The organism is Corallococcus macrosporus, from assembly GCF_017302985.1.
GTDB lineage: Bacteria > Myxococcota > Myxococcia > Myxococcales > Myxococcaceae > Corallococcus > Corallococcus macrosporus_A.
The window spans coordinates 1,648,385-1,673,715 of sequence record NZ_JAFIMU010000007.1; the positions used below are offsets into that span (position 1 = coordinate 1,648,385).

Below are 25,331 nucleotides of genomic sequence, written 5' to 3' on the forward strand. Positions count from 1 at the left end.
CATCCGCGTGCACGAAGCCGTCCGCGCCCCCGGCGGGAGGGCCATGCTGGCGGGCGGACATGATTCCCATCAGCGACGACAACCCGACCCTGCGCACCCCGGTGATGACGTACCTGCTGCTCGCGGCCCTGGGGCTCACCTGGGTGTTCTTCCAGGGCGCGGGCTTCAACGTGGTGGCGCTGGCCACCAGCATCTGCGAGCTGGGGCTGGTGCCCGGGGAGCTCTCCGGCCGCGCGCCGCTGGGTCAGGCGGTGCCGCTGGGAGACGGGCTGGCGTGCGTGGTGGACAACGAGGCCATCAACCGCCTCACGCCGCTCACGTCCATGTTCCTGCACGGAAGCTGGGGGCACCTCCTGGGCAACGTGCTGTTCTTCTGGGTCTTCGGCAACAACATCGAGGACAGCATGGGGCGCTTCCGCTTCCTCGTGTTCTACCTCCTGTGCGGGCTGGTGGCGGCGGCGGCGCACGTGGCGGTGGACCCCACGTCGCCGGTGCCCACGGTGGGCGCGTCCGGCGCCATCGCGGGCGTGCTGGGCGCGTACCTGGTGCTCTACCCGCGCGTGCGGGTGAACATGCTGTTCATCCTCTTCATCTTCATCCGCGTCTTCCCCATCCCCGCGTGGGCCGTGCTGGTGTGGTGGTTCGTGCTCCAGGTCATCACCGGCCTGCCCCAGTTGATGACGCTGCGGCCGGAGGTGTCCGGCGGCGTCGCCGTCTGGGCGCACATCGGCGGGTTCGTGGCGGGCATGGTGCTCATCAAGTTCTTCGAGAACCCCCGCTACACGACCCAGCGCACGACGTGGCGGCACCGCATGCACCCGAACCACCCGTAGCGCCCGCCCGGCGAGCGGGGGGACAGGCCCCCGCTGGCCTCAGGTGCGGACGCGAAGGAGCGCCCTGACATTGGGGGGTGGTGTTCTTCGCGTGACGAGGAGACGGGCATGGGGGCGCATGAGAAGTCGGAAGGGCTCTGCGTGGAGACACCGCCGCGCAAGCGGGTGCTCATCCTGGGGGGCGGCTTCGCGGGCATGTACGCGGCGCTGCACCTGGAGCGGCAGCTGGGCGGGCGGGACGACGTGGAGGTGACGCTCGTCAGCCGCGACAACTTCTTCCTCTTCACGCCCATGCTCCACGAGGTGGCGGCCAGCGACCTGAACGCGACCGCCATCGTCATCTCGCTGCGCAAGCTGCTGCCGCGCCTGACGTTCGTGGAGGGCGACGTCAGCGGGCTGGACCTGGAGGCGAAGAAGGTCACCGTGGCGCACGGCGGGCTGGACGGCCACAGCCACACGCTGTCGTTCGACTACGTGGTGCTGGCCATGGGCTCGGAAACGAACTTCTTCGGCAAGCCGGGCCCGCGTGACTACACGCTGACCATGAAGACGCTGGGCGACGCAATGCTCCTGCGCAACTGCCTCATCGACCGGCTGGAGGAGGCGGACGCGGACTGCGTGACGGCGGGCAAGCGCGACGCCATCGTCACCTTCGTGGTGGTGGGCGGCGGCTTCGCGGGCGTGGAGACGGCGGGCGCCATCAACGACTTCATCCACGGCGCCCTGCCCTTCTACCCGAACATCCAGCACGCCAACGTGCGCGTGATGCTGGTGCACGGCGGCAAGGAGGTGCTGCCGGAATTGGGCGAGGAGCTGGGCGCGTACGCGCGCAAGAAGCTCATCGAGCACGGCGTGGAGGTGCGCACCGGCATCCACGTGAAGGACGTGACGGAGGCCGGCGTGGAGCTGCCGGACGGCACGGTGGTGCCCACCAAGACGGTGGTGTGGACCGCGGGCGTCACGCCGCCGTCCCTCCTGGAGACGCTGCCGTGCGAGAAGGAGCGCGGCCGGCTCAAGGTGAACGCACAGATGGAGGTGCCCGGCTTCCCGGGCGTGTGGGCGCTGGGCGACTGCGCGTCGGTGCCGGACGTCACCAATGGGGGCAAGCCCTGCCCACCCACCGCGCAGCACGCGATGCGCCAGGGGCTGGTGGCGGCGCGCAACGTGTGCGCGGCGCTGAAGGGTCAGCCGGGCAAGGCGTTCCGCTACAAGATGCTGGGACAGCTGGCGGCGATTGGCCGGCGCGCGGGCGTGGCGCGCATCCTGGGGCTGAAGTTCTCCGGCACCTTCGCGTGGGTGCTGTGGCGCACCGTCTACCTGTTCAAGCTGCCGAAGCTGGAGACGAAGGTGCGCGTGGCCATGGGCTGGACGCTGGACCTGATCTTCCGCAAGGACGTGGTGCAGCTCATCGGCCCGCGCGAGTTGGATCAGCTCACGCTGCCGGCCCTGCCGCTCAACAGCCGTCAGCAGGTGCGGCAGGTGCAGGCGCTCCAGCCGCGCACGCAGCACTGAAGCGCCGTGCGCTTCACCCGAGCGGTGGCAGGTGGTGCAGCAGCCGCTCCAGGTCGGGCTGGAGTTCGTCCGGCGCGGCGGTGGCCAGCTCGTCCTGCGCGTGCGTGCCCCAGGTGACGGCGTAGGTCTTGAGGCCCGCGGCCCGGCCCGCGCGCAGGTCCAGCGTGGTGTCGCCCACCATCCACAGCCCGCCGGTGCCCAGCGCCTTCAGGGCGTGGTGGATGACGTCCGGCGCGGGCTTGTGCGGGAAGCCGTCCGTGCCCTGCACGTGGTGCAGCAGGCCGCCCAATCCCATCGCATCCACGAAGCGCCGCGCCATGTCGCCGCGCTTGGTGGTGGCGACGGCGAGCAGGTAGCCCCGCTCGCGCAGGGTGCGCAGCACGCGCTCGACGCCGGGGAAGGGCCGGGAGCGGCGGTGGAAGTTCAGCGGGTAGTGCTCGCGGTAGGCCGCGCAGAGCGTGACGGCGTGCTCGGGCGCGAAGCGCGTGTACATGTCCTCCAGCGGCTGACCGATGAGCGCCCGCACCTCCGCGACGGAGGGCACGGGCAGGCCGTGGTGCGTGAAGCCATGGAGGAAGCTGTCGATGATGTCCGGCAGCGAGTCCACCAGCGTGCCGTCCAGGTCGAAACAGATGCCGCGAGGAGTGACAGTGCTCACGCGCCATTCCATACGCCTTCCGGCGCCGCGTGTCCCTATGCTTGCGCCCGCCGTGCGCTCCCTTCCCTGGAGGGGTGCGCCACCGGGGGGCGACATGCGACGCGCGAAGCAAGAGAACGGCTTCTGGGTGGCCCCGGAGGTGCCCGGGCTGGAGCTGCACCGGGCGGCGTACACCCGGTGGGCCTTTCCGAAACACTCGCATGATGTCTTCTCCCTGGTCGCCTACGACGCGGGCGCGCAGTCGATGCAACTGCAGGGGCAGCGGGTGCTGGCCTCGGTGGGCAGCCTCCTCGCCGTGTCGACGGGGGAGATGCACGAGGGCCGCGCCGCGGACTCCACCATCGGATGGGCCTACCGCATCCTCTACGTCCCGCCCGCGTTGCTCATCCGCGCGGCGGAGGAGACGGGAGCGCCCGCGGGCACCCTGCCCGGCTTCGCGTCGCCCATGCTCCAGGACGCGGTGCTGATGGAGCGCTTCACCGTGACGTTCGACGCGCTGAAGGACGGCGCCGTGTCCCTGCTGGAGCGTGAAGAACGGCTCCTGGGATTGCTGGTGGCGCTGCTGCGCCGGCACTCGGGTCTGCCGTACCGGAGGCGGGCGACCGCGTGCGAGCGGGGCGTGAAGCGGGCGCGCGAGCTGCTGGAGGCCCACCCCACGCGCAACCTGTCGCTGGAGGCGCTCGCGCGCGTCGCGGGGCTCAGCCCGTGGCACCTGGTGCGCGCGTTCCACCGGCAGTTCGGCCAGACGCCGCAGGTGTTCCAGCGGGCGCTGCGGCTGCGGCTGGCGCAGGAGCTGCTGGCGGGGCCATTGCCCATGGTGGAGGTGGCGCTCGCGGCGGGCTTCACGGACCAGAGCCACCTCATCAAGCACTTCGGCCGCACGCTGGGGGTGACGCCCGGCGAGTACCGGGCCGCGGCGCTCGCGGGGCGTGGACCGCGCAAGCACGTACAATCCCAGACGCCCGCGCGTCCGTAGGTTGGAGCCCTCTTGAGACAGGAGGGGTCCACACATGCAGCGAAGCATCATCGCGGTGGCGGTGCTCACGGGATGGCTCATGGGCTGCGCGCCGGAGCCGACGGCGGACGAAGCGGTGCCCGCGACCACGTCTTCCGAAGAAGCGTTGGACGCACGGCCCGGGGGCGCGGTGGTGCTGCCTCCGGGAGCGCGCGTGTACGGCCGCCCCATCAGCGCGTGGGCGAAGGAGTGGTACCGCTGGCACTTCCGCGTGCCCGCGGACCGCAGCCCCATGCTGCGGCTGGAGCAGGACTGCGACGAGGACCAGGACGGCCCCGTCTACTTCGTGCCCACGTACGACCTGGACACCACGTACCAGCGCACGTGCCGCGTCCCCCGGAACAAGCCCGTGCTGGTGCCGCTGTGGGTCATCATCAATGACTATCCGTGCCCCGACCCGTCCTTCGAACCGGCGCCGGGCCAGACGCTGGAGGACTTCCTGCGCCAGGGCGCGCTCGACTTCAACAATGGCACGCAGGACCTGGTGGTCACCGTGGACGGCCGGCGCGTGGACACCCGCCCCCACCGCCACACCAGCGGCCTGTTCACGTTCGATGCGGACCCCAGCCTCGTGGGGAAGATTCCCGACCCGTGCCTCGTGGGCGGAGAGCAGCGCGGCGTGACGGACGGGTGGTGGCTGATGCTCCAGCTCTCCCCGGGCGAGCACGTGGTGAACGTGCGGGCCCTGGCGCCCTTCGGCGCGCCCGTGGATTACACATACACGCTGCGCGTCGGTCGCTGATCGCCAGACTGGCCGTCGCGCGGGGCGTGCGTCAGAGTGCCGCGCGCGATGTCCCGGGAAGCCTTCCCGGGCGAACGGTCATGGCGGGTGCGCGAATGATGCGAGGACGTCTCGGTTGGATGCTGGGGGCGCTGGTCCTGTGGGTGGGCGCTACGGGCTGCTCACGGCGCGTGCCGGAGGGCACGCCCGCGGAACAGGCGGTCGAGGACGCGCCCACGGTGTACGTGGCCAGACGCATCCGCACGCTGGATGCCGCGAAGCCGGAGGCCCAGGCGCTCGCCGTGCGCGACGGCAAGGTGCTGGCCGTGGGCACGCGCGAGGAGGTGCTCGCCGCCGCGGGGAAGACCGCGCGCGTGGTGGAGCTGGGCGACGCGACGGTGGTGCCCGGCCTCACGGACGCGCACGGGCACCTGGCCGGGCTGGGCCAGGCGCTCGCGAGCGTGCGGCTGGAGGGCACCACGTCGCTGGAGGAGGTGCGCCAGCGGCTGGAGAAGGCCCCGGCCACCGCGTACCAGGGGGACTGGCTGGTGGGTCAGGGCTGGGACCAGAACGACTGGGACACGCCGCGCTTCCCCACCCTCATGGACATGGGCGAGCACCTGAAGGACACGCCCGTGGCGCTGTGGCGCATCGACGGGCACGCGCTGTGGCTCAACGGCGCGGCCCTGAAGCGCGCGAACATCACCCGCGACACGAAGGACCCGGAGGGCGGCAGCATCCTGCGCCTGCCGGGGGGCGACCCCAGCGGCGTGCTCATCGACAACGCCATGGACCTGGCGATGAAGGTGCTGCCCCCGCCCACCCGTGAGCAGCACGAAGCGCACCTGCGCACCGCCCTGGAGCACTGCGCGCGCGTGGGCCTCACCGGCGTGCACGACGCGGGCATGGACCTGCGGACCTTCCGCCTGCTCCAGGCCTGGGACAAGGCGGGCACCCTCCCCCTGCGCGTCTACGCCATGGCGGATGGCCAGTCGGACGACCGCGTGCAGTACCTGAAGGACGGCCCCTTCCAGGGGAAGCTCCTGACGATGCGCGCGGTGAAGCTCCTCCTGGACGGCGCGCTGGGCAGCCGAGGCGCGGCGATGGGCGCGGCCTACAGCGACGAGCCCGGCCACCGCGGCCTGCTGCTGCTGCCACCGGAGGAGTACGCCGCGCGCGTGCACGCCTTCGTGGGCCGCGGCTTCCAGGTGGCGACGCATGCGATTGGTGACCGCGCCAACACGCTGGTGCTGGACACGGTCCTGCGTGAGCTGGCGGCCCAGGGGACGAAGGACGCGCGTCCCCGCGTGGAGCACGCGCAGATCATGACGGACGAGGACATCCGGCGGCTGGGCGCGAACGGCTTCATCGCGAGCGTGCAGCCCACGCACGCCACCAGCGACATGCCCTGGGCGGAGAAGCGCGTGGGCCCGGAGCGCATCCAGGGCGCCTATGCGTGGCAGAAGCTGAAGGCCGCGGGCGCGGTGCTGGCGCTGGGCAGTGACTTCCCGGTGGAGCGTCCGGACGTGCTCGCGGGGCTGTACGCGGCGCGCACGCGGCAGGACGCCAGCGGCCAGCCGCCGGGCGGGTGGCAGCCGGAGCAGCGCCTGAGCGGCGAGGAGGCGCTGGAGGGCTTCACGGTGGGCGCGGCCTACGCGTCCTTCGCGGAAGGGCAGCGCGGCCGGCTGAAGCCGGGCCAGGACGCGGACTTCGTGGCGCTGTCCGTGGATCCGGTGGACGCGCCCCCGGCGGACCTGCTCACCGGGCAGGTCCGGCTGACGGTGGTCGCGGGCCGCGAGGTGTTCCGCGCGGCCGCGAAGTAGCTACAGGTCGGCCTCGTAGGAGAGCGACTCGATGCGCTGGTTCGCTTCCGTCTGCAGACGGGTGCGCTCCTGCTCGAGTCGCTCCAGTTCCCGGCCGATGCTCTCCAGCCGGTCCTCCTGCGCGTTGAGCTTGGTGACGAAGCGCTCCACCAGCTCACGCTGGGACGCGCCGCTCTTGAGCGAGTCGATGTTGGAGCGGATCCGCTCCTGGTCCCGGAAGAGCTGGGTGCGCTCCTCGTCCAGCCGCTGCACGTCGCGGGTGACCTGCGACAGCTTCTCGCGCATGGCCACCACGTCGCGCAGCGCCTGGGCGACGCGCGGGTCGATGTAGTGCGAGTCGAGGAAGAACGTCACCTCCTCCAGTCCCACGTTGCCCAGGTAGTACTGGCGATGACCGCGGGTGCGCTCGGTGATGACGAGCGTGTCGGTGGTGCCCGGGGCCAGCTCGCGCTTGAAGCGCCAGAAGCCGTCCGTCGTCTCCGCGGGGGCGGCGGTGTCCTTCAGTTCCCAGCCGGTGCGCGGGTGCTCCACGTAGAGCGTCTGGGGGCGCTTCGCCTTGTTGCGCGCGAGGACCTTCGTGCGGCGCTGGTGGAAGAACTCCACGATGAGCGTGCCCCGGCCCAGCCGCGCGCGGAACACCGGACCGTCCTCCAGGTCCTCCTCCACGGACACGGTGCAGGACAGCTCCACGGCGTAGGGGACGAAGCGCACGTCGTCGGGCTTGAGGGTGTCGAGCATCGCCTCGCCCACGTAGGTCTCGTCCTCGGTGATGGTGACGGGGCCGCCCTCCAGCGTGAGGCCGGTGGTGTTCTTGAACTCGATGCAGGCCATCGGGTTCTTCTCGCGCGTGGCGCGGTTGTAGAGCAGCACGCGGCGGCCCTCGAAGGGGCGGTGCAGGATGGGGACGAGCGCGCTCTGGTTGCGGTGCACGGTGACGGGGCGGTCCACGCCGTACTCGAAGAGGTCGCCCACCTCCTTCGTCAGCGTCGTCACGGCGGTGCTCTGCTCCAGCATCGCGCGCATGTCGCGTCCGCCGCCGCCAATCATGGGGCCGCCCTTGGCGCGCATGACGGGGGCCGGGGGCGGCGCGGCCATGGGCATGATGCTGGCGGCGGGGGCGGCGCCCGCGCTGCCAAAGGACTCATCGTCCGCGGCCATGTCCATGGAGGGCTCGAAGGCGCTCTCGTGGGCCTCCTGGGGGATGACGGGCGCGACGCCGGTCTCCGAGCGCACCTCCACGACGGGACGGCGCAGGTAGCGAGGGTTGTACAGGTCGTGGACGAAGGACACGGGCAGGCCGGCGATGAGGGACAGCTCCACGTCCACCCAGTCCTCGTCGCCGGTGTTGTCCACCAGGGCCCAGCCCTGCAGGAGCGGCGGCTGTCCTTCATCCAGGAGGATGCGGTAGCTGGTCTTCCACACGGGGGACTCCAGCACGTAGCTGACGAACAGCTCGCGCGAGCCCTCTCCGGCGGTGAGGATGGACAGCCGCTTCGAGTCCTTCTTGTACGAGGACATGACGGTGGCCAGGTAGAACTCCAGGTCCTTGCGCACGGCCTCGTCGAGGAACTCCAGCTCGCCCAATTCCAGCACGTCGAAGGTGCGCAGCGACGCGCCGACGAGCAGCGTGAGGAAGGGGCGCACGACGCTGGCCTCGCCCTGCACGACGGGGAGGGATTCGAGGCCGACGATGGCGCCTTCCACCTGGGCACCGCCGACGCGGGCGCGCACGCGAGCGCCCTTCACCTGGCCGAGCAGCGCGGTGAGGCTGCCGTGTTCGGGGATGCGGATGGTGGCTTCGGAGAGGAGCTGCTCCAGGGGCTTGGTGGAGTCATAGCTCACGGCGGACACCGAGCCGCCGTTCAAGTCCAGCACGGTCATGGACTTGAGGACGTCGTTCATGTCGCGCGCCTTGAAGTCCAGGTGCGCGGTCTCGCTGCCGGTCACCTTCCCCCGGCGCTCGAAGTAGCCGACGCCGTGCTTGTAGAGGACGACACGGCGGATGGACAGGGGCGAAGGCATGCGCGGGGCTCCGGGTGCGGTGTGGACCTGGGGGGCTGGTCTAGCAGTGCCAGGGGACAGGGTTCCACTCCGGGTGGGGGCAACGGCCCTGGCATGCTGCACGGAGCGTCATTCCCGGGAGATGCATGCGCGCGCTGTGTTGGCTGTGGGTCGGGCTGCTCTGGAGCTGTGCGTCGACGCCGTCCACGCCAGCGTTCTCGCCGGAGGTCTTCTGGGCGGAGGCGGAGACCGGAAGTGAGTGCGCGGACGGGGACGAGGACCAATGCCTCGCGCCCCTGTGCGTGGATGGATCCTGCGCGCTGTTCCGGTGCGAGGACCTGGAGCCGGGCCGCGTGGTGCATACGCGCGCGGCGCTCGCGCCGCCAGTGTTCGTGGCTCCGGGCAGTGGGCCGCAGCGGACGTGGGGCAGCGCCCAGGGTCTTCCGGGTGATGCGACGCCGGTCATGGTGTTCCGCTGGTATCCGCGCGAGAAGCTGCCCAGCGAGGTGAAGCGGCAGAAGGCGCTGGAGGAGTGGGCGAAGCGGCCCAAGGAGCGGCACCACATCTTCCCGCAGGCGTTCAAGGACCACTTCGATTCCAAGCAGATCAATATCCACCAGTACGTGATCGCCATCGATGCGGACCTGCACAAACGTATCCACCGTGGAGCGGACGGAGGTCCATGGAACCAGGACTGGCTGCGCTACATCCGGATGAAGGGCCTCAACGAACTCGCTCCCGCGCACTTCGAACAGGCCTCCTACCTGATTCAGAAGTACGGTCTCTTTGGTTTGAGCATGACCTACTGGCAACAGGTTGACCTTGCGCCCATACCGGTAGAGGACTGACAGGTGCGCTACTTCGAATTGACCGAATCAGACGACCTGGACTCCCGGCACTGGAGTGGGTCCTATCGCGCGGAACGCCAATGGTATCTGCCCAGCGTCCTCTGCCCACGATGTGACGCCTGGGGAGGCATGACGGCATATCCGTCGGTGGACCTCTCCGCCCTCCCCGAGAAGGATGACCTGAAGAGCGTCTGGCCGCAGACTCGCGAGGAGTACGAGAGGCGCGCGGCCCTGGTGCGCGCCTTCGCCCCCCCGGAGATTCAGCTCGAACCGGGATGCAGGTTCGGTCCCCTCGTGGGCACGGCGATGGGCCGGTTCGGCCCCATCACGGCGATGCCTTCGTGGCAGGTCCTCGTGCGTGAGGACACGCTCACAGCGATTCAAGACGCAGGACTGAAAGGCATCATCCCAGTCCGGGCGGAGCTGCGGAACCGCCGCACGAAAGAGCTCCCGCAGTACGAACTGGAGGCACGTCCGCTGGCGAAGCTGCATCCCGCGTGCATCCAGGACCGGGACCGGGTGCCTCCCTGTCTCGAGTCCTGTGGGAACAACGGCTTCTCGCTCCCACCGGAGCGCTGGCTATACGGTGAGTCGCTCCCCGCGGACCTGGACCTCTTCGGCGTGGCAGGCACCACCCGCATCGTCGTCTCCGAACGCTTCGTTGACACCGTGAACCGGCTGGGCCCCAGTGACGTGGTCTACCGGGAGATCACCGTGGAGTAACAATGCAACGACTGTCTTTCCGCCAGGGATTCGTTGGGGTGGCCCTGGTCCTGCTCATGGGCTGCGGGACTTCCCGGCCCAGGGGCTTCTTCAGCGTGACGGAGTCCCCTCCCGGGAGTTCCACGGAGGAAGCCCCCAGGTCCTGGCAGGACGCTCGCGTGGGAGACCGCGTGGAGTATGTCTTCAACGCGACCGTCTCCGGCTCGAACTGGGGAGGCAGTTCCTCGGCGGGCCAGCTCTTCGTGGAGGTCGTCGCCGTCCAGGCTCCCTGGGTCTGGCTCTCCATCCGCATCACGCGGAACGACGGCCAACCCCATCCGAATCCGTTCCTGAGCCATGACTTCGTGCTGCCCATGCGAATGGGTCAGGCCCCACCAAATCTCCCCGACCCCATCAAGGACGGCAGCACCCGCATCACCCGCCTCTGGGCCTTTGCCGCAGGTCAACATTGGAGCGCACGGCAGTTCGCCCGTGACGACTCCGTGGGAGATGGCCCCATGCAGCAAAGGCTCTATGCCACGACTCCCGGACCTCTCTATCTCACCAACGGCCTGCTCAGGATCTACTTCGGCGCGGTCAGCCCCGGCGATTACGCCATTCACTCGCTCACGCTCGTGTCCTTCCAGCGGGGCTCCGGTGCCCCCCAGGGAACGCCTCCCGCAATGGACCATCCCTGGGGCCCCGGCACCTGGTACGAGACACGGGAGCAGTCCAGTCGAGGCATTTTCGAGAGGCAGGTCTGCCTGGGCGCTGAACAGGGCTACCTCTTGCGGAAGATCTGGCCCCGACCGCAGGCCGGAAAGCGGTGCGGGGACTTCCAGGGAGCCGCGGTCCTTTCGCTGGAGGACGCACTGCTCAACCTCGTCAACAAGTCCGTGGGCGTGTCCATCTGGCCGCCTCGCGCCCCCGGTGCTCCGCTCTCGCGGCAGGGCCACCTCCAGTTGGGGCGGGACTCCTTGCCTGTCTGGTTCCACGAGGAACCGGATCCCATGACGGATGAAAGCCTCAAGGTGAACGTCCATGGCTTCGCCATCGACGTCTGGAGCCCGGTGCTCCGGGGGCTCCCCATGGAGGCCCGTTTCAATGCGTTGTCAGTGGAAACGGTCTGGCAACCCTGGGCAGGCGTGCACCATTTCAACGCGAGTTCCCGGCTCTCCAGCTGGGGCACATGGCTGGAGCCCTCCGAGCTGTCGACCAGCGCACGTTGACCCGAAACACGGAGCCACCGTGCACGCGGATCCATGCGGGGCTCCGTGTATCTAGCGGCCGCATGCGACGCCCCCTCTTCCGCGCTCCCCTCCTGCTGTGCTCCGCGCTCCTGCTGAGCACCGGCTGCGAGAGCATGAAGCCCCGTGCCGTCTCCCCCTCCGACGGCACCACCGCCACTGAACCGCCCGACGCCTCCGTCCCCATCCAGGCCTCCGTTCCGGATGCCGGCGCCCCCACTCCTGAAGACACCCCCGCCACGCTGTCCCCATGGCAGCGTGCCCGCGTGGGCGACCGCGTGGAGTACGCCTTCTCCGCCCACCGGGGCCGCCCGGGCTCGGACGCCGGCGTCGGCGTGGCGGGCCATGTCGCGCTGGAGGTCGTCGCCGTCCAGGCGCCGTGGGCGTGGCTCACCGTCACCTTCACGGATGATCAGGGCAAGCCCCTGGCCCACCCTCGCCTCTCCCAGCCTCGCGTGCTGCCCATGCGCCTGGAGGAGACACAGCCCCGGAAGGCGGAACACCGCGGCCAGCGCTCCACCGAACAGACCACCGCCGCCGGCCGCACCTGGGACGCGAGCCGCTTCCTGGACGACCGCCGCCCCAGCGACGGCCCCCTCCAGAACCGCCTCTACGCCACCGAGCCCGGACCGCTGTACCTCACCCATGGCCTGCTCGACGCCAGCACCACGCTCTCCGGCTTCGGCGCCAGCGGCAGCCAGCAGCTCACGCTCGTGTCCTTCCGCCAGGGCAGCGACGGCGAGGGCACCGTGCCCGTGCTCGACCACGCGTGGGGCCCGGGCACCTGGTACGACGTGCGCCAGGACCTCTCCGGCACATCCTCCGTGCGCCGCGTCTGCCTGGGCGCGGAAGGGGGCTTCGTGCTGCGCAAGGAGCTGACCGGCCCCTCCGGCGATGCGCCGTGCGCGGACTTCCAGGACGCCGAAACCACGCCCCTGGAAGAGGCCGTCCTCCACGCCGTCAGCGAGGCCGTCAGCCAGCCGCAGCAGTGGCCCCCCATCACCGCCGGCACCGCGCCGTCACGCCGCGACACCTTCACCGTCGGCCAGCACCCCGTCCCCGCCACCGTCTTCGAAGCCCCCGCGGGCGAGGGCGCCGAGCGCCGCGTCCAGGTCACCTATTACGCCGCCGAGCCGTGGGGCGCCGCGCTCCAGGGGCTCGCGGACGAGGCCCGCTTCACCCCGCTCTCCGACGCCGTCTTCCGCGCCCCGCCCAAGGGCAAGCGCGTGGCCGAGGACGCCACCGCGCTCGCGGGCTGGGGCAAGTGGGTCAAGGACGGCGCGAAGTAGCGTCAGTCACACGTGCGGCGCTCCGGCTTGTCCGCGCGGCACTGGGCCACGGACGGGAGCGCCTCACGCGCCTCGTCCGCCACCTCCACCAGCGGGCGCGCGCACTCCCTCGCCGCCAGGGTGCCCTGGACGCCGAACAGGGACATCACCTCCGCGCAGCGCTTCTGCAGGGACTCCACGCCCGCCACGAACAGCGGCTGCATCACCTCCGGCGTGAAGGAGTAGCCGCTCGCCGTGGCCAGGCCCGTCTCCGGCTTGAACATCCACGCGCTGCGCCAGCTGGTGGCCACCTGGTCGAAGCGCGCGGAGCCCATCCACACCGCCTGCCCCGCCCCCGGCCCCAGCGCGGGCGGCTGGAAGCCCGGGCCCTTGCGGCGGCAGAACTCCTCCGTCGCGCCACGCAACGTGCAGACGTTGTACTCACCCATCCGCCGCGTCACCGCGAGCAGCTCCGCCTGCTGCACCTCGCCCACGCGCGGCTGCGCCACGAACAAATCAATGGTGCGCATCAGCACGCTCATCGCGTTCTTCGGGTCCCCCGCTGGCGACGGGTTCACCCCGCCCGTGGAAATCACCAGCACGCGCTCCGCCCCGCGCTGCACCGCCTGCAGCAGCGGCAGCCCCGAGCGCACCCCGCCGTCGTAGTACGTCCCCGTGCGGTCGCCCGCCGCCGACGGCAGCACGCCCACCGGGTTGGACAGCACCGGCTCCGCGATGGACGCCACGATGGCGTTCGTCATCCCGCCCTTGCGCAGCTTGTCCGACGCGCCCGGCCGGAAGTCCGCCGGGTCCTGGTCGCTCACGCCGAACACGTCGCCCGTCTGGAAGTCCACCGACACCGACACCAGCTCCGTGCCGTTGTGCAGCATCTCCGGCTGGACGAACGCGTCCAGCTTGGAGAACACGCCGTCGAAGCGCACCAGCCCCCGCGTGTCGTCCGCCAGGTTCCACAGCCACGTGGAGTTCACGCAGTACAGGTCCGACTCCACCGTGCACGTGTAGTTGCCCAGCAGCTGCTTGCGCGCGTTCGCCTCCTGGCCCGGCGTGTGGAACAGGTCCACCAGCGTGCTGATGAGCGCGCCCGTGCTCGTGCCCGCCGCCAGGTCGATTCGCGCGTCCCCGCAGCCCTCCGGCGCGGGCTTGCCCCGGCACTGCTCCAGGATGCCCAGCAGCCGCCAGATGGCCCCCGCGCTGAACGCGCCGTTGGCCCCGCCGCCGCTCAGCACCACCGCGTTGCTGGGCCGCTGCAAATCCCTGCGCCACGAGCGCGCCCGCACGTACGCGGCCGCGGACGCCGCGCCCCGCTGGATGCCCTGCGCCAGCACCTCGCGCGTGAGCGGCACCTCCAGCGACTGCTGCAGCGCCGCCAGCGACGGGCCAATCCCCATCGCGTTCGCGAGGAAGCGCTGCGCGTCCACCTCCTCCACGGGCGGCGCGGACACGGAGAAGGACTGCACCGGAGCCGAGACGCCCCACGCCGCCGCCTTCACCGTGCGGTCCACGTAGCCCGTGCGCTCGGCGTTCTCATAGCAGGACGCCGTGTCGTTGCCCGCGTGCTGGACCAGACACGCCGTCATGTCCAGCACCGCCTCCGGGGCCGCGCCCAGCGCCTCCATCCACGCGCCCGTGCGCGCAGGGTCCACGTAGGAGTCCATCAACTGCGCGCGCGTCAGCCCCGCCACGCGCTCCACCGCCGGCACGCGGGACGGCATGTCCTTGGGCGGCGACGCGTCCGGAGCGTTGAGCGTGTCCAGCAGCACGTCCGTGCGCATGAAGCTGCAACCGCCCGCGGTGGCGGCGAGGAACATCAGCAGCGGCGTGAGGTGACGGCGCATGGAGACACCTCCATCAGGAGAGGAAACGGACCTTCCTCCTCCTTAGCCGATGCCCCCGACGCCCGGCCATCACCCGAAACGTCAGGCATCCGCAATCTCGCAAAGCCCCGCTCGCGACGCGTCGCGGTGCGGTTAGCATGCGCGCCCCCGACCCGGAGGATGGACCCCACATGGTTGAGTATGACCCGCATCGCTGGTGGAGCTACTTCCACTACCTGCGCGGTTCGATGGTGAAGGAGATCGTCGGCCGCGTGTTGATGTGCGTCGTCTGGTCCGCGGCCGTGGTGGGCTTCTCACAGCACGTGCGCAACGTGGGCGTGGCCCCGACGGTGCACACGCTGGCGGGCATCTCGCTGAGCCTGCTGCTCGTGTTCCGCACCAACGCCTCCTATGACCGCTTCTGGGAGGGACGCAAGCTGTGGGGCGGCATCGTCAACGAGACGCGCAACCTGGTCCGCGCCTCGGAGGTCTTCCTGGGCAAGACTCCCCTCTACGCCCCGCTGGTGCACTGGACGGCCGCGTTCCCCTTCGCCACCGCCGCGTGGCTGCGCGGCCAGCAGCGGCATGTGGGGCCGCGCACGGAACCCCTGCCCCAGGGGGAGGTGACGGAGGTCCTCAAGGCCCAGCACGTGCCGCTCGCCGTGGCCCGCCGCATGACGGCCGTCCTGGATGAAGGCCGCCGGCAGGGGCTGTATCCGGAGTACGTCCAGATGCAGCTGGACCAGAACGTCCAGTTGCTCGTGGACTACCTGGGCGGTTGTGAGCGCATCCACCGCACGCCCATGCCCTTCGCGTACATGGTGCACCTGCGCCGCGCCCTCATCCTCTACTGCTTCACCCTGCCCTTCGCGCTGGTGGACACCTTCGGCTGGGTGACAGTGGTCGCGACCTTCGTCGTGGCGTATGTCTTCTTTGGCATCGAGGAGATCGGCGTCGAGATCGAAGACCCCTTCGGCACGGACGACAACGACCTGCCGCTCGACACCATCTGCCAGAACATCCAGAACAACCTCCTCGCGCTCTTGCCGGGCCCTCCCTCCAGGGAGAGCCCGGGTCCGTGAAGGACTACTCCGCGACGGAGAGCTTCACCTCGATGTTGCCGCGCGTGGCGTTGGAGTACGGGCACACCTGGTGGGCCGCCTCCATCAGCTTCTGCGCTTCTTCACGGGAGACGCCGGGGAGGATGCCCGTGAGCTCCACCGCCAGGCCGAAGCCGCCCTCCGGCGTCTTGCCGATGGTGACGGCGGCCTTCACGCCGGTCTTCTCATCCAGCTTCTTGCCGGCCTTGCCCGCGACGAGGCGCAGCGCGCTCTCGAAGCAGGAGGAGTAGCCCGCGGCGAAGAGCTGCTCGGGGTTGGTGGCCGACTCCTTGCCGGAGCCGCCCAACTGCTTCGGCATGGCCAGCTCCAGGCCGTTCAGCGGGCTGTTCTCGAGCGCAAGCTTGCCGTTGCGGCCACCGTGCGTGATGGCGGTGGTGGAGTAGAGGGGAGAGATCTGGACCGGGGCCATGGGGGTGCTCCTTCGTGACGTCGTGAGTGAAAACCGCGTGTCTTCAGCACTACTTTGAAAGCTTCTCGAACAGCTTGAGGACGTCCCGGCGCAGCCGCGACAGCTCCTCCAGCGTCAAACCCGTGCGGCAGACGATGGCCTCCGGGACGGACGCGGCCTTGCGGCGCAGCGCCTTTCCCTGCGCGGTGAGCGACGCCGTCACCGACCGCGCGTCCTCCTGGGAGCGCTCGCGGCGCACGAAGCCCAGCGTCTCCAGCCGCTTGAGCAGCGGCGTGAGCGTCCCCGAGTCCAGGAACAGCTTCTCCCCCAGCTCCTTCACCGTCACGCCATCCGTCTCCCACAGCACCAGCATCACCAGGTACTGCGGGTACGTGAGCCCCAGCTTCGCCAGGAGCGGCGTGTAGGCCTGCACCATCGCTCGCGACGCCGCGTAGAGCGGGAAGCACAGCTGCAGGTCCAACCGGAGCAGGTCATCCGTCGACATGGAGAATATGTAGTGCGCAATTCAATTGCGCGCAACTGAATCTGGGCGACCCCATGGGAAGCGAGGTCAGGTGGAGGGTGTTTCCCCCGTCGGGCAGGGCCGTGTGGTACAGCCGCCACCCCCGGAGTGCCCGGGAACTGTCGAGGACGAGGGATGCTCAGGACGGTCACCGCCACGCGCTACGTGACGCCCTTGCGCGAAGGGGGCTCGCTGCCCGCCATCGTGGAGGCGAACGACGCGGGGCTCTATGTCGTGAAGTTTCGTGGGGCGGGCCAGGGGGCCAAGGCGCTCATCGCGGAGCTGCTGGCCGGAGAGCTGGCGCGCGTGCTGGGCCTGCGCGTTCCGGAGCTGGTGTTCGTGGAGCTGGACGTGTCGCTGGGCCGCAACGAGCCTGACAGCGAGATCCGCGAGCTGCTCAAGTCGAGCGCGGGGCTGAACCTGGCGCTGGACTACCTGCCGCGCTCGGTGACGTTCGACCCGCTGGCGGTGCCGGTGCCGGAGACGCAGGTGGCGTCCGCCATCGTGGCGTTCGACGCGTTCGTCACGAACGTGGACCGCACGCCGAAGAACCCCAACCTCCTGGTGTGGCACCGCAACCTCTGGCTCATCGACCACGGGGCGGCGATGTACTTCCACCACTCCTGGGACGGCTGGGAGGAGCGCAGCCAGACGCGCTTCGCGCCCATCAAGGACCACGTGCTCCTGCCGTGGGCGCACGGGCTGGCGGAGGCCGGGGACCTGCTGCGCGAGCGGGTGACGCGCGAGGTGGTGGAGCGCATCGTCGGGGCCATCCCGGAGGCGTGGCTGGGCCAGGAGCCCGCGTTCGCGTCCACGGCGGAGCACCGCGCGGCGTACGTGACGTGGCTGCTGCGCCGGCTGGAAGCGGCGCCGGCGTTCATCGAGGAGGCGACGCGTGCCCACGCCCAGCTCGTTTGACTACGCCATCATCCGGCTGGTGCCTCGCGTGGAGCGCGAGGAGTTCATCAACGTGGGCGTCGTCCTCTTCTGCGTGCAGCACCGCTACCTGGGCGCGCGCGTGGAGCTGGACGTGGCGCGGCTGAAGGCGCTGTCACCGGACGCGGACGTGGAGCTGCTCGGCGGCCACCTGGAGAGCTTCCGCCGCGTGTGCGTGGGTGGGAAGGACGCGGGGCCCATTGGCCGGCTGCCGCAGAAGGAGCGCTGGCACTGGCTGGTGGCGCCCCGCAGCACGATGCTCCAGACGGGCCCGGTGCACGCGGGCCTGTGTGACGACCCGGACCGCGCGCTGGAGCACCTGCTGGACACGATGGTGCGGGTGAAGCCCGCTCCGTGAGCAGGCGGACGGGCGGGCGCTTCGTCCGCTTGTCGGCACATCGCGGATGGCGGCGGCGCATCCCAACGTGAAGAGAGTGGGGAGGCCTGGACGTTCGCGCCGGGGCTTCCCATTTTTCGTCGCGAGGCCTGGGGAGGTGGCGAGCCGCAATGGAGCCGTCAGCGTTACGCATCGTCACGTACAACGTCCGCTACTTCGGGCACATGCTGCGGGGGCTCGCGAGCACCGTGGGGCCCAAGCGCCGGGTGGCCGCCGCGCTGGCCACGTTGGACCCCCTGCCGGACATCGTGTGCCTCCAGGAGGTGGAGACCGCGTCGCTGCGCAGCAACATCGCCCACCGGCAGGTCCGCCCGGGTGAGACGCAGCTGGAGGCGTTCATGGCGCGCGTGGAGGAGACGTTCGCCCTCCAGGGGCGCGACATGCCCTACGAGGCGTTCTACTTCCGCGCGCACCACTACAAGCTGCGGGAGGTGTCGCTGTACACGACGGGGCTGGCGATGCTCGTCAACACGCGCACGCTCCAGGTGGACCGGCACAACGTGGAGGCGCCGGAGCACATCACGCACCACCACGTGCAGGGGCTCAAGGAGCGCAAGCAGAGCCGCATCTGCGCGCACATGCGCGTCATCCGCCGCGCGGACCAGCGCGCGTTCCACATCTTCAACACGCACCTGAGCCTGCCCACGCCGTTCGCCCGCGAGTTCTGGGCCACGCGCGACAAGATGGGCTGCGGCGTGAACCAGTTGCACGAGGCGAAGAAGCTCACGGGCTTCATCGGGCTGCACGCGAAGGAGGAGCCGTTCGTGGTGTGCGGGGACTTCAACTCGCCGCCGTCGTCGCCTGTGTACCGCTACCTCACGGGGGACGCGCACCTGACGTGCGCGCAGGCTGCGGTGGGGCAGATCAACCCGGCCCTGTCCCGCGCGTTCCCCACCGCGGGCTTCATGCACATGCGCATGCACCTGGACCACCTGTTCTCCGGCGGCGGCGTGAGCTGGCTGGACACGGATGAGACGCGGCCCTTCGGAGACCTCAACAGTCGCTTCCACGGCCTGTCAGACCACGTGCCGCTCATCGCGCGCTTCCGGCTGGAGACGCCGGCGCCGGTGCTGCTGACCTAGTCCCCGTCGCGCTCCAGCGCCTCCCACGCGTCCAGGATTTCGCGCGTACGGCGCTCCGCGAGCGCGTGGAACTCCGGCGCCAGGTGGGCCACCTTGTCCGGGTGGTATTGCGCGATGAGCGCGCGGAACGCCTTGCGCGCTTCATCCCTGGGCGTGCCCCGCTCGATGCCCAGCACCGTCCACGGGTCCTTCGCCTCGGGCGCGGCGGGCGGTGGGTTCACGGCACGACGGCCTCGCGGGGGCGTGGCTTCATCGCTCGCGGACTCGTAGCGCGGCGGTGTTCGGGGTGTGGGCTCCGGACGGCGGTGGCCGGGGCGCTTCGCCGGGTCCGGCGCGGGGATGGCCGTCGTCAGGCGGCTCAGGGCCTCCTGGAGGAACCACAGGTCCTCGGTGGGGCTCGCGTGCTTGCGCACCACCGCGCGCGGCCGGCCGTCCTCCAGCAGCACGTAGCCCGTGGCCGCCGCGTAGGCTCGCTTCTTGTCGTCCGGATGGAGCCGGTCGCCCAGGTCCCCCAGGGGGTCGCGCCACATGCCCGCCGTCGTGCCCTCGTCCGCCACGATGACCTGCGACAGCACGTGCCCGAACAGGTCCTCCAGCGCGGCGAAGGGCTCGCGCGCCTGCGGCGGCCGCGTCATGCCCGCGCCGTGGCGCACCCCCGCCACCAGCAGCAGCCCCTGCGCCGCGTCCACGAAGGCGAAGAGCTTCTCGCGGACCTGCTTGTCGGAGAAGTAGAGAACGGCCTGCACGGTCCTCCCATCCTGGGGAAGCCCCCGCCGTTTCTCAACCTCCGCCGCACCGCCCGCCTCCCCCGTCCACTTCCTGGAATTCCGGCAAGGCGTGGTTCAAAGCGACTCGACCCGGGGGCGGGCTTGCGAAAGAGTCACCCCCCTCTATGCGCTGCTGCCACCGCCACGCCCCCGCCGCCGCCGGGTCCTCCGACCCGCATCCGTTCAGCCTCCCCGGCGCCACCGAGCACTACGCCGCGCCGCGCCCCGTGCGCGCCGAGCACGTGCGCATCGAGCTGGACCTGGACTTCGCCCAGCGCACCCTGGCCGGCATCTGCACCACCCGCGTGTCCGCGGTCCGCACCGTGTCCACCGTCACCTTCGACGCCGTGGACCTGGACGTCACCGGCGCGCGCGTGGACGGCCACCCGGCGGTCTTCTCCAACTCCGGCGCCCACGTGCGCGTGGAGCTGCCGCGCGCGCTGGAGGCGGGCCAGGCGTGCGACATCGCGCTCACCTACCGCGCCCGTCCCCGCCGCGGCCTCTACTTCTGGGGCCCGGACGCGGGCTATCCGGACCGCCCGCTCCAGGCGTGGACGCAGGGGCAGGACATCGACGCGAGATGCTGGTTCCCCTGCCTGGACACGCCCGCGCAGAAGGCCACGTCGGAGGTCGTCGCCACCTTCCCGGCGAACATGACGTCGCTGTCCAACGGCGTGCTCGTCAGCGACGTCACCACCGGCGAGCGGCGCACCCAGCACCACCGCATGGCGCAGCCGCACGCGCCCTACCTCGTCACGCTGGTGGTGGGCGAGTTCGACGAGGCCACCGACACCGCCGGCACCACGCCGCTGCGCTACCTGTTCCCCAAGGGCCGCCGCGAGGACGCGCTCCGGTGCGTGGCGCGCACGCCGAAGATGATCGCCGCGTATGAAGCCCTCACCGGTGAGCCCTACCCGTGGAGCGGCTACGCGCAGGTGTTCGTCACGGAGTTCATCCTGGGCGGCATGGAGCACACCACCGCCACCACGCTGGTGGACACGGTGCTGCACGATGCTCGGGCGCACCTGGACTACAACGCCGAACCGCTCATCTCCCATGAGCTGGCGCACCAGTGGTTCGGCGACCTGCTCACCTGCCGCGACTGGCCCCACGGCTGGCTCAACGAGGGCTTCGCCACCTACTTCGAGGTGCTCTGGAAGGAGCGCGGGGACAACCGGGACGAGGCGGACCACCACCGCGCGCTCGACCTGGAGGCGTACCTGTCCGAGACGCGCGAGCGCTACGCGCGCCCCATCGTCGCGCGGAAGTTCCAGGCGCCCATGGACCTCTTCGACCGCCACCTCTACGAGAAGGGCGGGCTGGTGCTCCACGAGCTGCGCCGCCGCGTGGGGGACGACCTCTTCGTGCGCGCGCTGCGCCACTACGTCGCGTCCCACCGCCACGGCGTGGTGGAGACGGTGGACCTGGCGCGCGCCTTCGAGGAGGCCACCGGCCACAACCTGGACCCCGTCTTCGACCAGTACGTCTTCTCCCCCGGCCACCCGGAGCTGAAGGTGGAGGTCCGCTACGAGGCGGACGACGCGCGCCTGCGCATCAGCGTGCGCCAGACGCAGCGCACGGACTCGGGCACGCCCGTGTTCCGCCTGCCGCTGGAGGTGGCCGTCACCGTGAACGGCGAGGACACGCACCACCGGCTGGAGCTCACGGACGCGGAGCACCGCTTCCACCTGCCCTGCCCCGCCGCGCCCACGCAGGTGCGCGTGGATCCGCGCCGCGACGTGCTGGGCACGCTGGACGTGGACAAGGCCGTGGGTCTGTGGCGCGAGGAGCTGGAGAAGGCACCGGAGGCCCGCGCGCGCACGGAGGCCGCGCACGCGCTGGGCAAGGACGGCGGGCTGCGTTCAGTGGAGGCGCTCGGCCGTGCGCTGAGAGATGTGAAGCTGTTCTGGGCCACCCGCGCCGCGTGCGCGAAGGCGCTGGGCCGCATCCGCACGCCGGAGGCCCGCGCGCTGCTCCTGGACGCGGCCGTCACCGAGCACCCGCGCGTGCGCCGCGCCGTCATCGCCGCGCTGGGAGAGTTCCGCCACGACGTGGAGGTGGCCACGCGCCTGCGCGCGCTGCTGAAAGCCGGGGACGCCAGCTACTTCGTGGAGGCGGAGGCCGCGCGGGCCCTGGGCCGCGTGCGTGCGCCGGACGCGCTGCCCCTGCTGGAGGCCGTGGCCGCGAGGCCGTCGTTCCAGGACGTCATCGGCGCGGGCGCGATGGACGGGCTCGCGGAGACACAGGACGCGGCGGCGTTCCCGGTGGCCGTGGCGCGCACGGAGTACGGGCAGCCCCCGTTCCTGCGCCGCGCGGCGGTGAGCGCGGTGGCGAAGCTGGCGGAGGTGGCCCACCGCAAGCGTGAAGCGGTGGACCTGTTCGCGCAGCTCTTGCGCGACCCGCAGTTCCGCGTGCAACTGGCGGTCTGCGACGCGGCCGCCACGCTGGGCGACCGGCGCCTGCTGCCCGCGCTGGAGGGCACGACCTTCAGCGACCCGCGCACCCGGCGCTACGCCCGCGAGGCCGTGCGCTCCCTGCGCGAGGGCGCCCCCCAGGCCCGCGAGGTCGCGTCGCTGCGCGAGGAACTGGACGCGCTCAAGCAGGAGACGCGCACCCTGCGCGAGAAGCTGGAGACGCTCACGCTGAACACCCGGCCCGCCGCCACGGTGGGGAAGCCTCCGCGCAAGAAGGCCGCTCCCAAGCGCGGCCGCACGCCGCCCCCCAAGCGCAAGCGCTGATCCGCGGGGGCTTCAGTCCACGGGCCCTTGCAGCGCCTGGCGCAGGAACGCGCGCCAGTCCTCGAGCAACGCGGGCGACAGGTCGTGGCCCAGGTCCGGGTAGGTCCGCAGGACGATGGGCACACCCCGGTCCTTCAGCGCCGCGACCCGCTCGCGCGTCCGCTGGACGGGGATGATGGCGTCCTGCTCTCCCTGGAGCACCCGGACCCGGTGCGGCAACGCCCCCGTGGGCTCTCCCAGCAGCCGCGTCCCCATGGGCACCGCCGCGTCCACCAGCTCCGGGTGCCGGAGGGCCAGCATCCAGGCGAGGTCCCCGCCATAGGAGAACCCCGTCACCACCACGCGGCGGACCTCCGGGTGCGCCGCCCGGACCTCGCGAATCAGCTCCGCCAGCCGCGCGGCCATGCGCTCCACGTCCTCCGTCCTTCCCTCCTGCGTCTTCGCCTCGTGGTCCGCCTGGAACCACGTGAAGCCGTCGCGGCGGGGCCTCGGGCCCTGGGGCAGCAGCGTGCGCACCGGGATGCCCAGCGACTGGACATGCTCGTCCCAGAACGCGGGCGTGGACCCGGAGGAGTGCAGGGCCACCAGCAGCGCTTCCGGGTTCGGAGCGCCCACCGCCTCGCTCCGGTGGACGAGCGGGACTCCAGCGGCACCCCGGGTGCCGGCACAGGCCCCTCCCAGCAACGGCACGGCGAGCAACAGGGCAAGGGTCCGGAGTTCACGCATGCCCCCTGCTCTACCCGCCCGCCTGCTCATCCTCCAGGGGGGCTGACAGCATCCGGGTATCCAGGTTCGCCGCGCCGTTCGAGCTCGCAGTGTGTACCTGTAGTCAAAGGGAAACGCGCACGGGCGCCAAGACGCGCGCCCGCCAACGCCGGGGAGCCCCCATGTCCCGGCCAGGGACGGCCTCACGCGAGGGACGTGGGGCCGGCCCCCACCAGGAGCAAGGCATGGCTGGAGGAGCCGCACGGGAGCTGGAGGCCATCTTGGACGCGGCGATAGACCCCATCGTCGCGTGCGGTGCCGACGAGTGCATCCTGTACGTCAACGCGGCGACGGAGCGGCTGCTCGGCTGGGACCGGGAGCAGCTCATTGGCAGGCCCGTCGCCGACCTGTTCCCGCCCCGCCTGCACCACTTCCACGGCGTCTCCCTGCCCCGCTACCTGCTCTCGCGCCGCAAGATGCTCGGAGGCCGGCCCACTCGCATCTTCGCCCGGCGGCGCGACGGCGTGGAGCTGCAGGTGGAGCTGACGGTGGGCGCCATCGGGGTGGACTCGCAGGAGCGCATCGTCCTCACCATGCGCCGGCTGCATGAGGTCATCGACTCGCTGGAGGAGCCGGTCGAGCACGTCCCCGGCGGCCCCGGCGCGGCGGCGCACCACCAGGAGACGGCGGACCGGCTCTACCGGCTGGTCGTGGAGAACGCCCCCCTGGGCATCTTCCACTTCGACCGCGCCCCCATCATCACCGCGTGCAACGACCGCTTCGCCCACATCATCAGCACGTCGAAGCGCAACCTGGTGGGCCTGCACCTCTACACGCTGAGCGACGAGCGCATCATGGCCTGCGTGCGCGACGCGCTGGCCGGCCACAACTGCGACTTCGAGGGCAGCTACCGCGCGCTCACCACCGGCAAGGTGACGCCCGTGCGCATCCGCTTCGCCCCCTGCTACTCCGAGGACGGCTCCGTGGAGGGCGGCGTCGGCATCGTGGAGGACATCTCCGACCGCCGCCGCGTGGAGGCCGCGCGCGAGGAGAACCTGGCCCAGCTGGACCTGCTCGTCCGCGGCGCGCCCGTGGGCATCGGCTTCCTGGACGCGGACCTGCGCTACGTGCGCGTCAACGAAACGCTCGCGCGCATCAACGGCGTGCCCGCGGAGGCGCACGTCGGCCACACGCTGCCGGAGCTGCTGGGGGAGGCGGGCGCCATCGCCGAGCAGGGTCCCCGGCACGTGCTGCGCACCGGCGAGCCCCTGGTGAACAAGGAGTCCACCTCCGACGAGGACCTGCACCTGCCCGGCCCCCGGCGCAACTTCCTGGGGAACTTCTACCCGGTGCGCACGCCCGACGGCCGCGTGCTGGGCGTGGGCGTCCTGGTGGAGGACATCACCGAGCGCAAGCGCGCGGAGGAGGAGCGCGCGCACCTGTACCGCGAGGCCCAGGAGGCCGTGCGCGTGCGCGACGACTTCCTCTCCATCGCCTCGCACGAGCTGAAGACGCCGCTCACGCCCCTGAGCCTGCGCCTGGCCACGCTGGAGCGCCGCCTGGAGCGCGGCGAGAACCTGGACCCCAGCGTGCTGCGCCACGCGCGCCATCAACTCACGCGCCTCACCGGCCTCATCAACGACCTGCTGGACGCGTCCCGCATCGAGGCCGGCCGGCTGGCCCTGCACCCGGAGGCCACCCGCTTCGACCTGCTCGTGGAGCACACGCTCGCCAGCATGGAGGGCCAGAAGGGCAACCACGCCTTCGACTTCGAGACACCCCCGGAGCCCATTTCCGTCCACGGCGACGCGTACCGGCTGGAGCAGGTGGTCTCCAACCTGCTGGAGAACGCGCTCAAGTACAGCCCGGACGGCGGCACCATCCGCGTGCGGCTGACCCTCAACGAGGACGTCGCCGTGCTGTCCGTGACGGACCCGGGCATCGGCATCCCGGAGGACCAGCAGCAGCAGCTCTTCGACCGCTACTTCCGCGCGCGCAACGCCTCCACCCGCTCCTACGGCGGGCTGGGCCTGGGCCTCTACATCAGCCGCGACATCGTGGAGCGCCACGGCGGCCGCATCTGGGTGGAGAGCGAAGCGGGCCGCGGGTCGACCTTCTACGTCGCGCTGCCGACACTCTCCGCCGCGCGGCCCGCCCTCCCGCTCGCCTGGCCCGATCGCCACCTCCACTGAAGCCCGCGCGCGCCCCCGC

22 protein-coding genes are annotated in these 25,331 nt (G+C 71.1%); 15 read left to right on the top strand and 7 right to left on the bottom strand.

Annotation, left to right across the window (positions count from 1 at the left end):
* Window positions 1–59: 59 nt before the first annotated feature.
* Window positions 60–833 (top strand): rhomboid family intramembrane serine protease, encoded by a 774-nt coding sequence (locus tag JYK02_RS19030; RefSeq protein WP_207052938.1) that lies wholly within the window; start codon window positions 60–62, stop codon window positions 831–833.
* Window positions 834–941: 108 nt separating this feature from the next.
* Complete coding sequence (locus tag JYK02_RS19035; RefSeq protein WP_207052939.1) at window positions 942–2,345, top strand: NAD(P)/FAD-dependent oxidoreductase; 1,404 nt, start codon at window positions 942–944, stop codon at window positions 2,343–2,345.
* Window positions 2,346–2,358: 13 nt separating this feature from the next.
* On the opposite strand, the gene JYK02_RS19040 is transcribed toward JYK02_RS19035, so the two are convergent.
* A complete protein-coding gene (locus tag JYK02_RS19040; RefSeq protein ID WP_242588806.1) occupies window positions 2,359–3,015 on the bottom strand; it encodes an HAD family hydrolase in 657 nt (218 codons plus the stop codon).
* 82 nt (window positions 3,016–3,097) lie between these two features.
* Here JYK02_RS19040 and JYK02_RS19045 point away from each other — a divergent pair, with 82 nt between their 5' ends.
* The 3 genes from JYK02_RS19045 (at window position 3,098) to JYK02_RS19055 (ending at window position 6,562) form a co-directional block, all read left to right on the top strand.
* On the top strand, window positions 3,098–3,979 hold the full coding sequence (locus JYK02_RS19045) for an AraC family transcriptional regulator (RefSeq protein ID WP_207052941.1): 882 nt from the start codon (window positions 3,098–3,100) through the stop codon (window positions 3,977–3,979).
* Window positions 3,980–4,013: 34 nt separating this feature from the next.
* A complete protein-coding gene (locus JYK02_RS19050; RefSeq protein ID WP_207052942.1) occupies window positions 4,014–4,760 on the top strand; it encodes a hypothetical protein in 747 nt (248 codons plus the stop codon).
* Between the two features lie 98 nt (window positions 4,761–4,858).
* Window positions 4,859–6,562 (top strand): amidohydrolase, encoded by a 1,704-nt coding sequence (locus tag JYK02_RS19055; RefSeq protein WP_207055200.1) that lies wholly within the window; start codon window positions 4,859–4,861, stop codon window positions 6,560–6,562.
* On the opposite strand, the gene JYK02_RS19060 is transcribed toward JYK02_RS19055, so the two are convergent.
* Entirely contained in the window at window positions 6,563–8,584 is a 2,022-nt protein-coding gene (locus tag JYK02_RS19060) for a hypothetical protein (RefSeq protein ID WP_207052943.1), read from the bottom strand.
* A 125-nt stretch (window positions 8,585–8,709) separates the two neighbouring features.
* Here JYK02_RS19060 and sitA6 point away from each other — a divergent pair, with 125 nt between their 5' ends.
* From sitA6 to JYK02_RS19080, 4 genes are all read left to right on the top strand, one after another.
* Entirely contained in the window at window positions 8,710–9,411 is a 702-nt protein-coding gene (gene sitA6 / locus JYK02_RS19065; RefSeq protein WP_207052944.1) for a SitA6 family polymorphic toxin lipoprotein, read from the top strand.
* A 3-nt stretch (window positions 9,412–9,414) separates the two neighbouring features.
* Window positions 9,415–10,134 (top strand): SitI6 family double-CXXCG motif immunity protein, encoded by a 720-nt coding sequence (sitI6, locus tag JYK02_RS19070; protein ID WP_207052945.1) that lies wholly within the window; start codon window positions 9,415–9,417, stop codon window positions 10,132–10,134.
* A 38-nt stretch (window positions 10,135–10,172) separates the two neighbouring features.
* The gene (locus tag JYK02_RS19075) at window positions 10,173–11,342 is read left to right on the top strand and encodes a DUF6068 family protein (RefSeq protein ID WP_207052947.1); all 1,170 of its coding nucleotides are present in this window, start codon (window positions 10,173–10,175) and stop codon (window positions 11,340–11,342) included.
* A gap of 62 nt (window positions 11,343–11,404) precedes the next feature.
* Entirely contained in the window at window positions 11,405–12,649 is a 1,245-nt protein-coding gene (locus tag JYK02_RS19080; protein ID WP_207052949.1) for a DUF6068 family protein, read from the top strand.
* Window positions 12,650–12,651: 2 nt separating this feature from the next.
* Here JYK02_RS19080 and JYK02_RS19085 read toward each other — a convergent pair whose 3' ends face one another.
* The gene (locus tag JYK02_RS19085) at window positions 12,652–14,484 is read right to left on the bottom strand and encodes a patatin-like phospholipase family protein (RefSeq protein ID WP_207052951.1); all 1,833 of its coding nucleotides are present in this window, start codon (window positions 14,482–14,484) and stop codon (window positions 12,652–12,654) included.
* A 170-nt stretch (window positions 14,485–14,654) separates the two neighbouring features.
* On the opposite strand from JYK02_RS19085, the gene JYK02_RS19090 reads away from it, so the two are divergent.
* On the top strand, window positions 14,655–15,545 hold the full coding sequence (locus tag JYK02_RS19090; protein ID WP_207052953.1) for a bestrophin family protein: 891 nt from the start codon (window positions 14,655–14,657) through the stop codon (window positions 15,543–15,545).
* Window positions 15,546–15,549: 4 nt separating this feature from the next.
* Here JYK02_RS19090 and JYK02_RS19095 read toward each other — a convergent pair whose 3' ends face one another.
* Complete coding sequence (locus JYK02_RS19095) at window positions 15,550–15,993, bottom strand: organic hydroperoxide resistance protein (protein ID WP_207052956.1); 444 nt, start codon at window positions 15,991–15,993, stop codon at window positions 15,550–15,552.
* A gap of 49 nt (window positions 15,994–16,042) precedes the next feature.
* Entirely contained in the window at window positions 16,043–16,477 is a 435-nt protein-coding gene (locus JYK02_RS19100; RefSeq protein WP_207052957.1) for a MarR family winged helix-turn-helix transcriptional regulator, read from the bottom strand.
* Between the two features lie 153 nt (window positions 16,478–16,630).
* Here JYK02_RS19100 and JYK02_RS19105 point away from each other — a divergent pair, with 153 nt between their 5' ends.
* The 3 genes from JYK02_RS19105 (at window position 16,631) to JYK02_RS19115 (ending at window position 18,910) form a co-directional block, all read left to right on the top strand.
* A complete protein-coding gene (locus JYK02_RS19105) occupies window positions 16,631–17,413 on the top strand; it encodes a HipA family kinase (RefSeq protein ID WP_207052959.1) in 783 nt (260 codons plus the stop codon).
* A complete protein-coding gene (locus JYK02_RS19110; protein WP_207052961.1) occupies window positions 17,391–17,789 on the top strand; it encodes a DUF3037 domain-containing protein in 399 nt (132 codons plus the stop codon). Before JYK02_RS19105 ends, JYK02_RS19110 begins: the two co-directional genes overlap by 23 nt.
* Window positions 17,790–17,938: 149 nt before the next feature.
* Window positions 17,939–18,910 carry an endonuclease/exonuclease/phosphatase family protein gene (locus tag JYK02_RS19115; protein WP_207052963.1) on the top strand — a complete coding sequence of 324 codons (972 nt, stop codon included), beginning with the start codon at window positions 17,939–17,941 and terminating at the stop codon, window positions 18,908–18,910.
* On the opposite strand, the gene JYK02_RS19120 is transcribed toward JYK02_RS19115, so the two are convergent.
* Entirely contained in the window at window positions 18,907–19,656 is a 750-nt protein-coding gene (locus JYK02_RS19120; protein ID WP_207052965.1) for a DnaJ domain-containing protein, read from the bottom strand. The two genes, JYK02_RS19115 and JYK02_RS19120, sit on opposite strands and share 4 nt — an antisense overlap.
* A gap of 146 nt (window positions 19,657–19,802) precedes the next feature.
* Here JYK02_RS19120 and JYK02_RS19125 point away from each other — a divergent pair, with 146 nt between their 5' ends.
* Window positions 19,803–22,415, top strand: a complete 2,613-nt coding sequence (locus JYK02_RS19125) for a M1 family aminopeptidase (protein WP_207052967.1) — start codon at window positions 19,803–19,805, stop codon at window positions 22,413–22,415.
* A gap of 12 nt (window positions 22,416–22,427) precedes the next feature.
* On the opposite strand, the gene JYK02_RS19130 is transcribed toward JYK02_RS19125, so the two are convergent.
* Window positions 22,428–23,141, bottom strand: coding sequence for an alpha/beta hydrolase (locus JYK02_RS19130; RefSeq protein ID WP_207052969.1), 714 nt, complete (start codon window positions 23,139–23,141; stop codon window positions 22,428–22,430).
* Window positions 23,142–23,365: 224 nt separating this feature from the next.
* Here JYK02_RS19130 and JYK02_RS19135 point away from each other — a divergent pair, with 224 nt between their 5' ends.
* Complete coding sequence (locus JYK02_RS19135; protein ID WP_207052970.1) at window positions 23,366–25,312, top strand: PAS domain-containing sensor histidine kinase; 1,947 nt, start codon at window positions 23,366–23,368, stop codon at window positions 25,310–25,312.
* Window positions 25,313–25,331 lie beyond the last annotated feature (19 nt).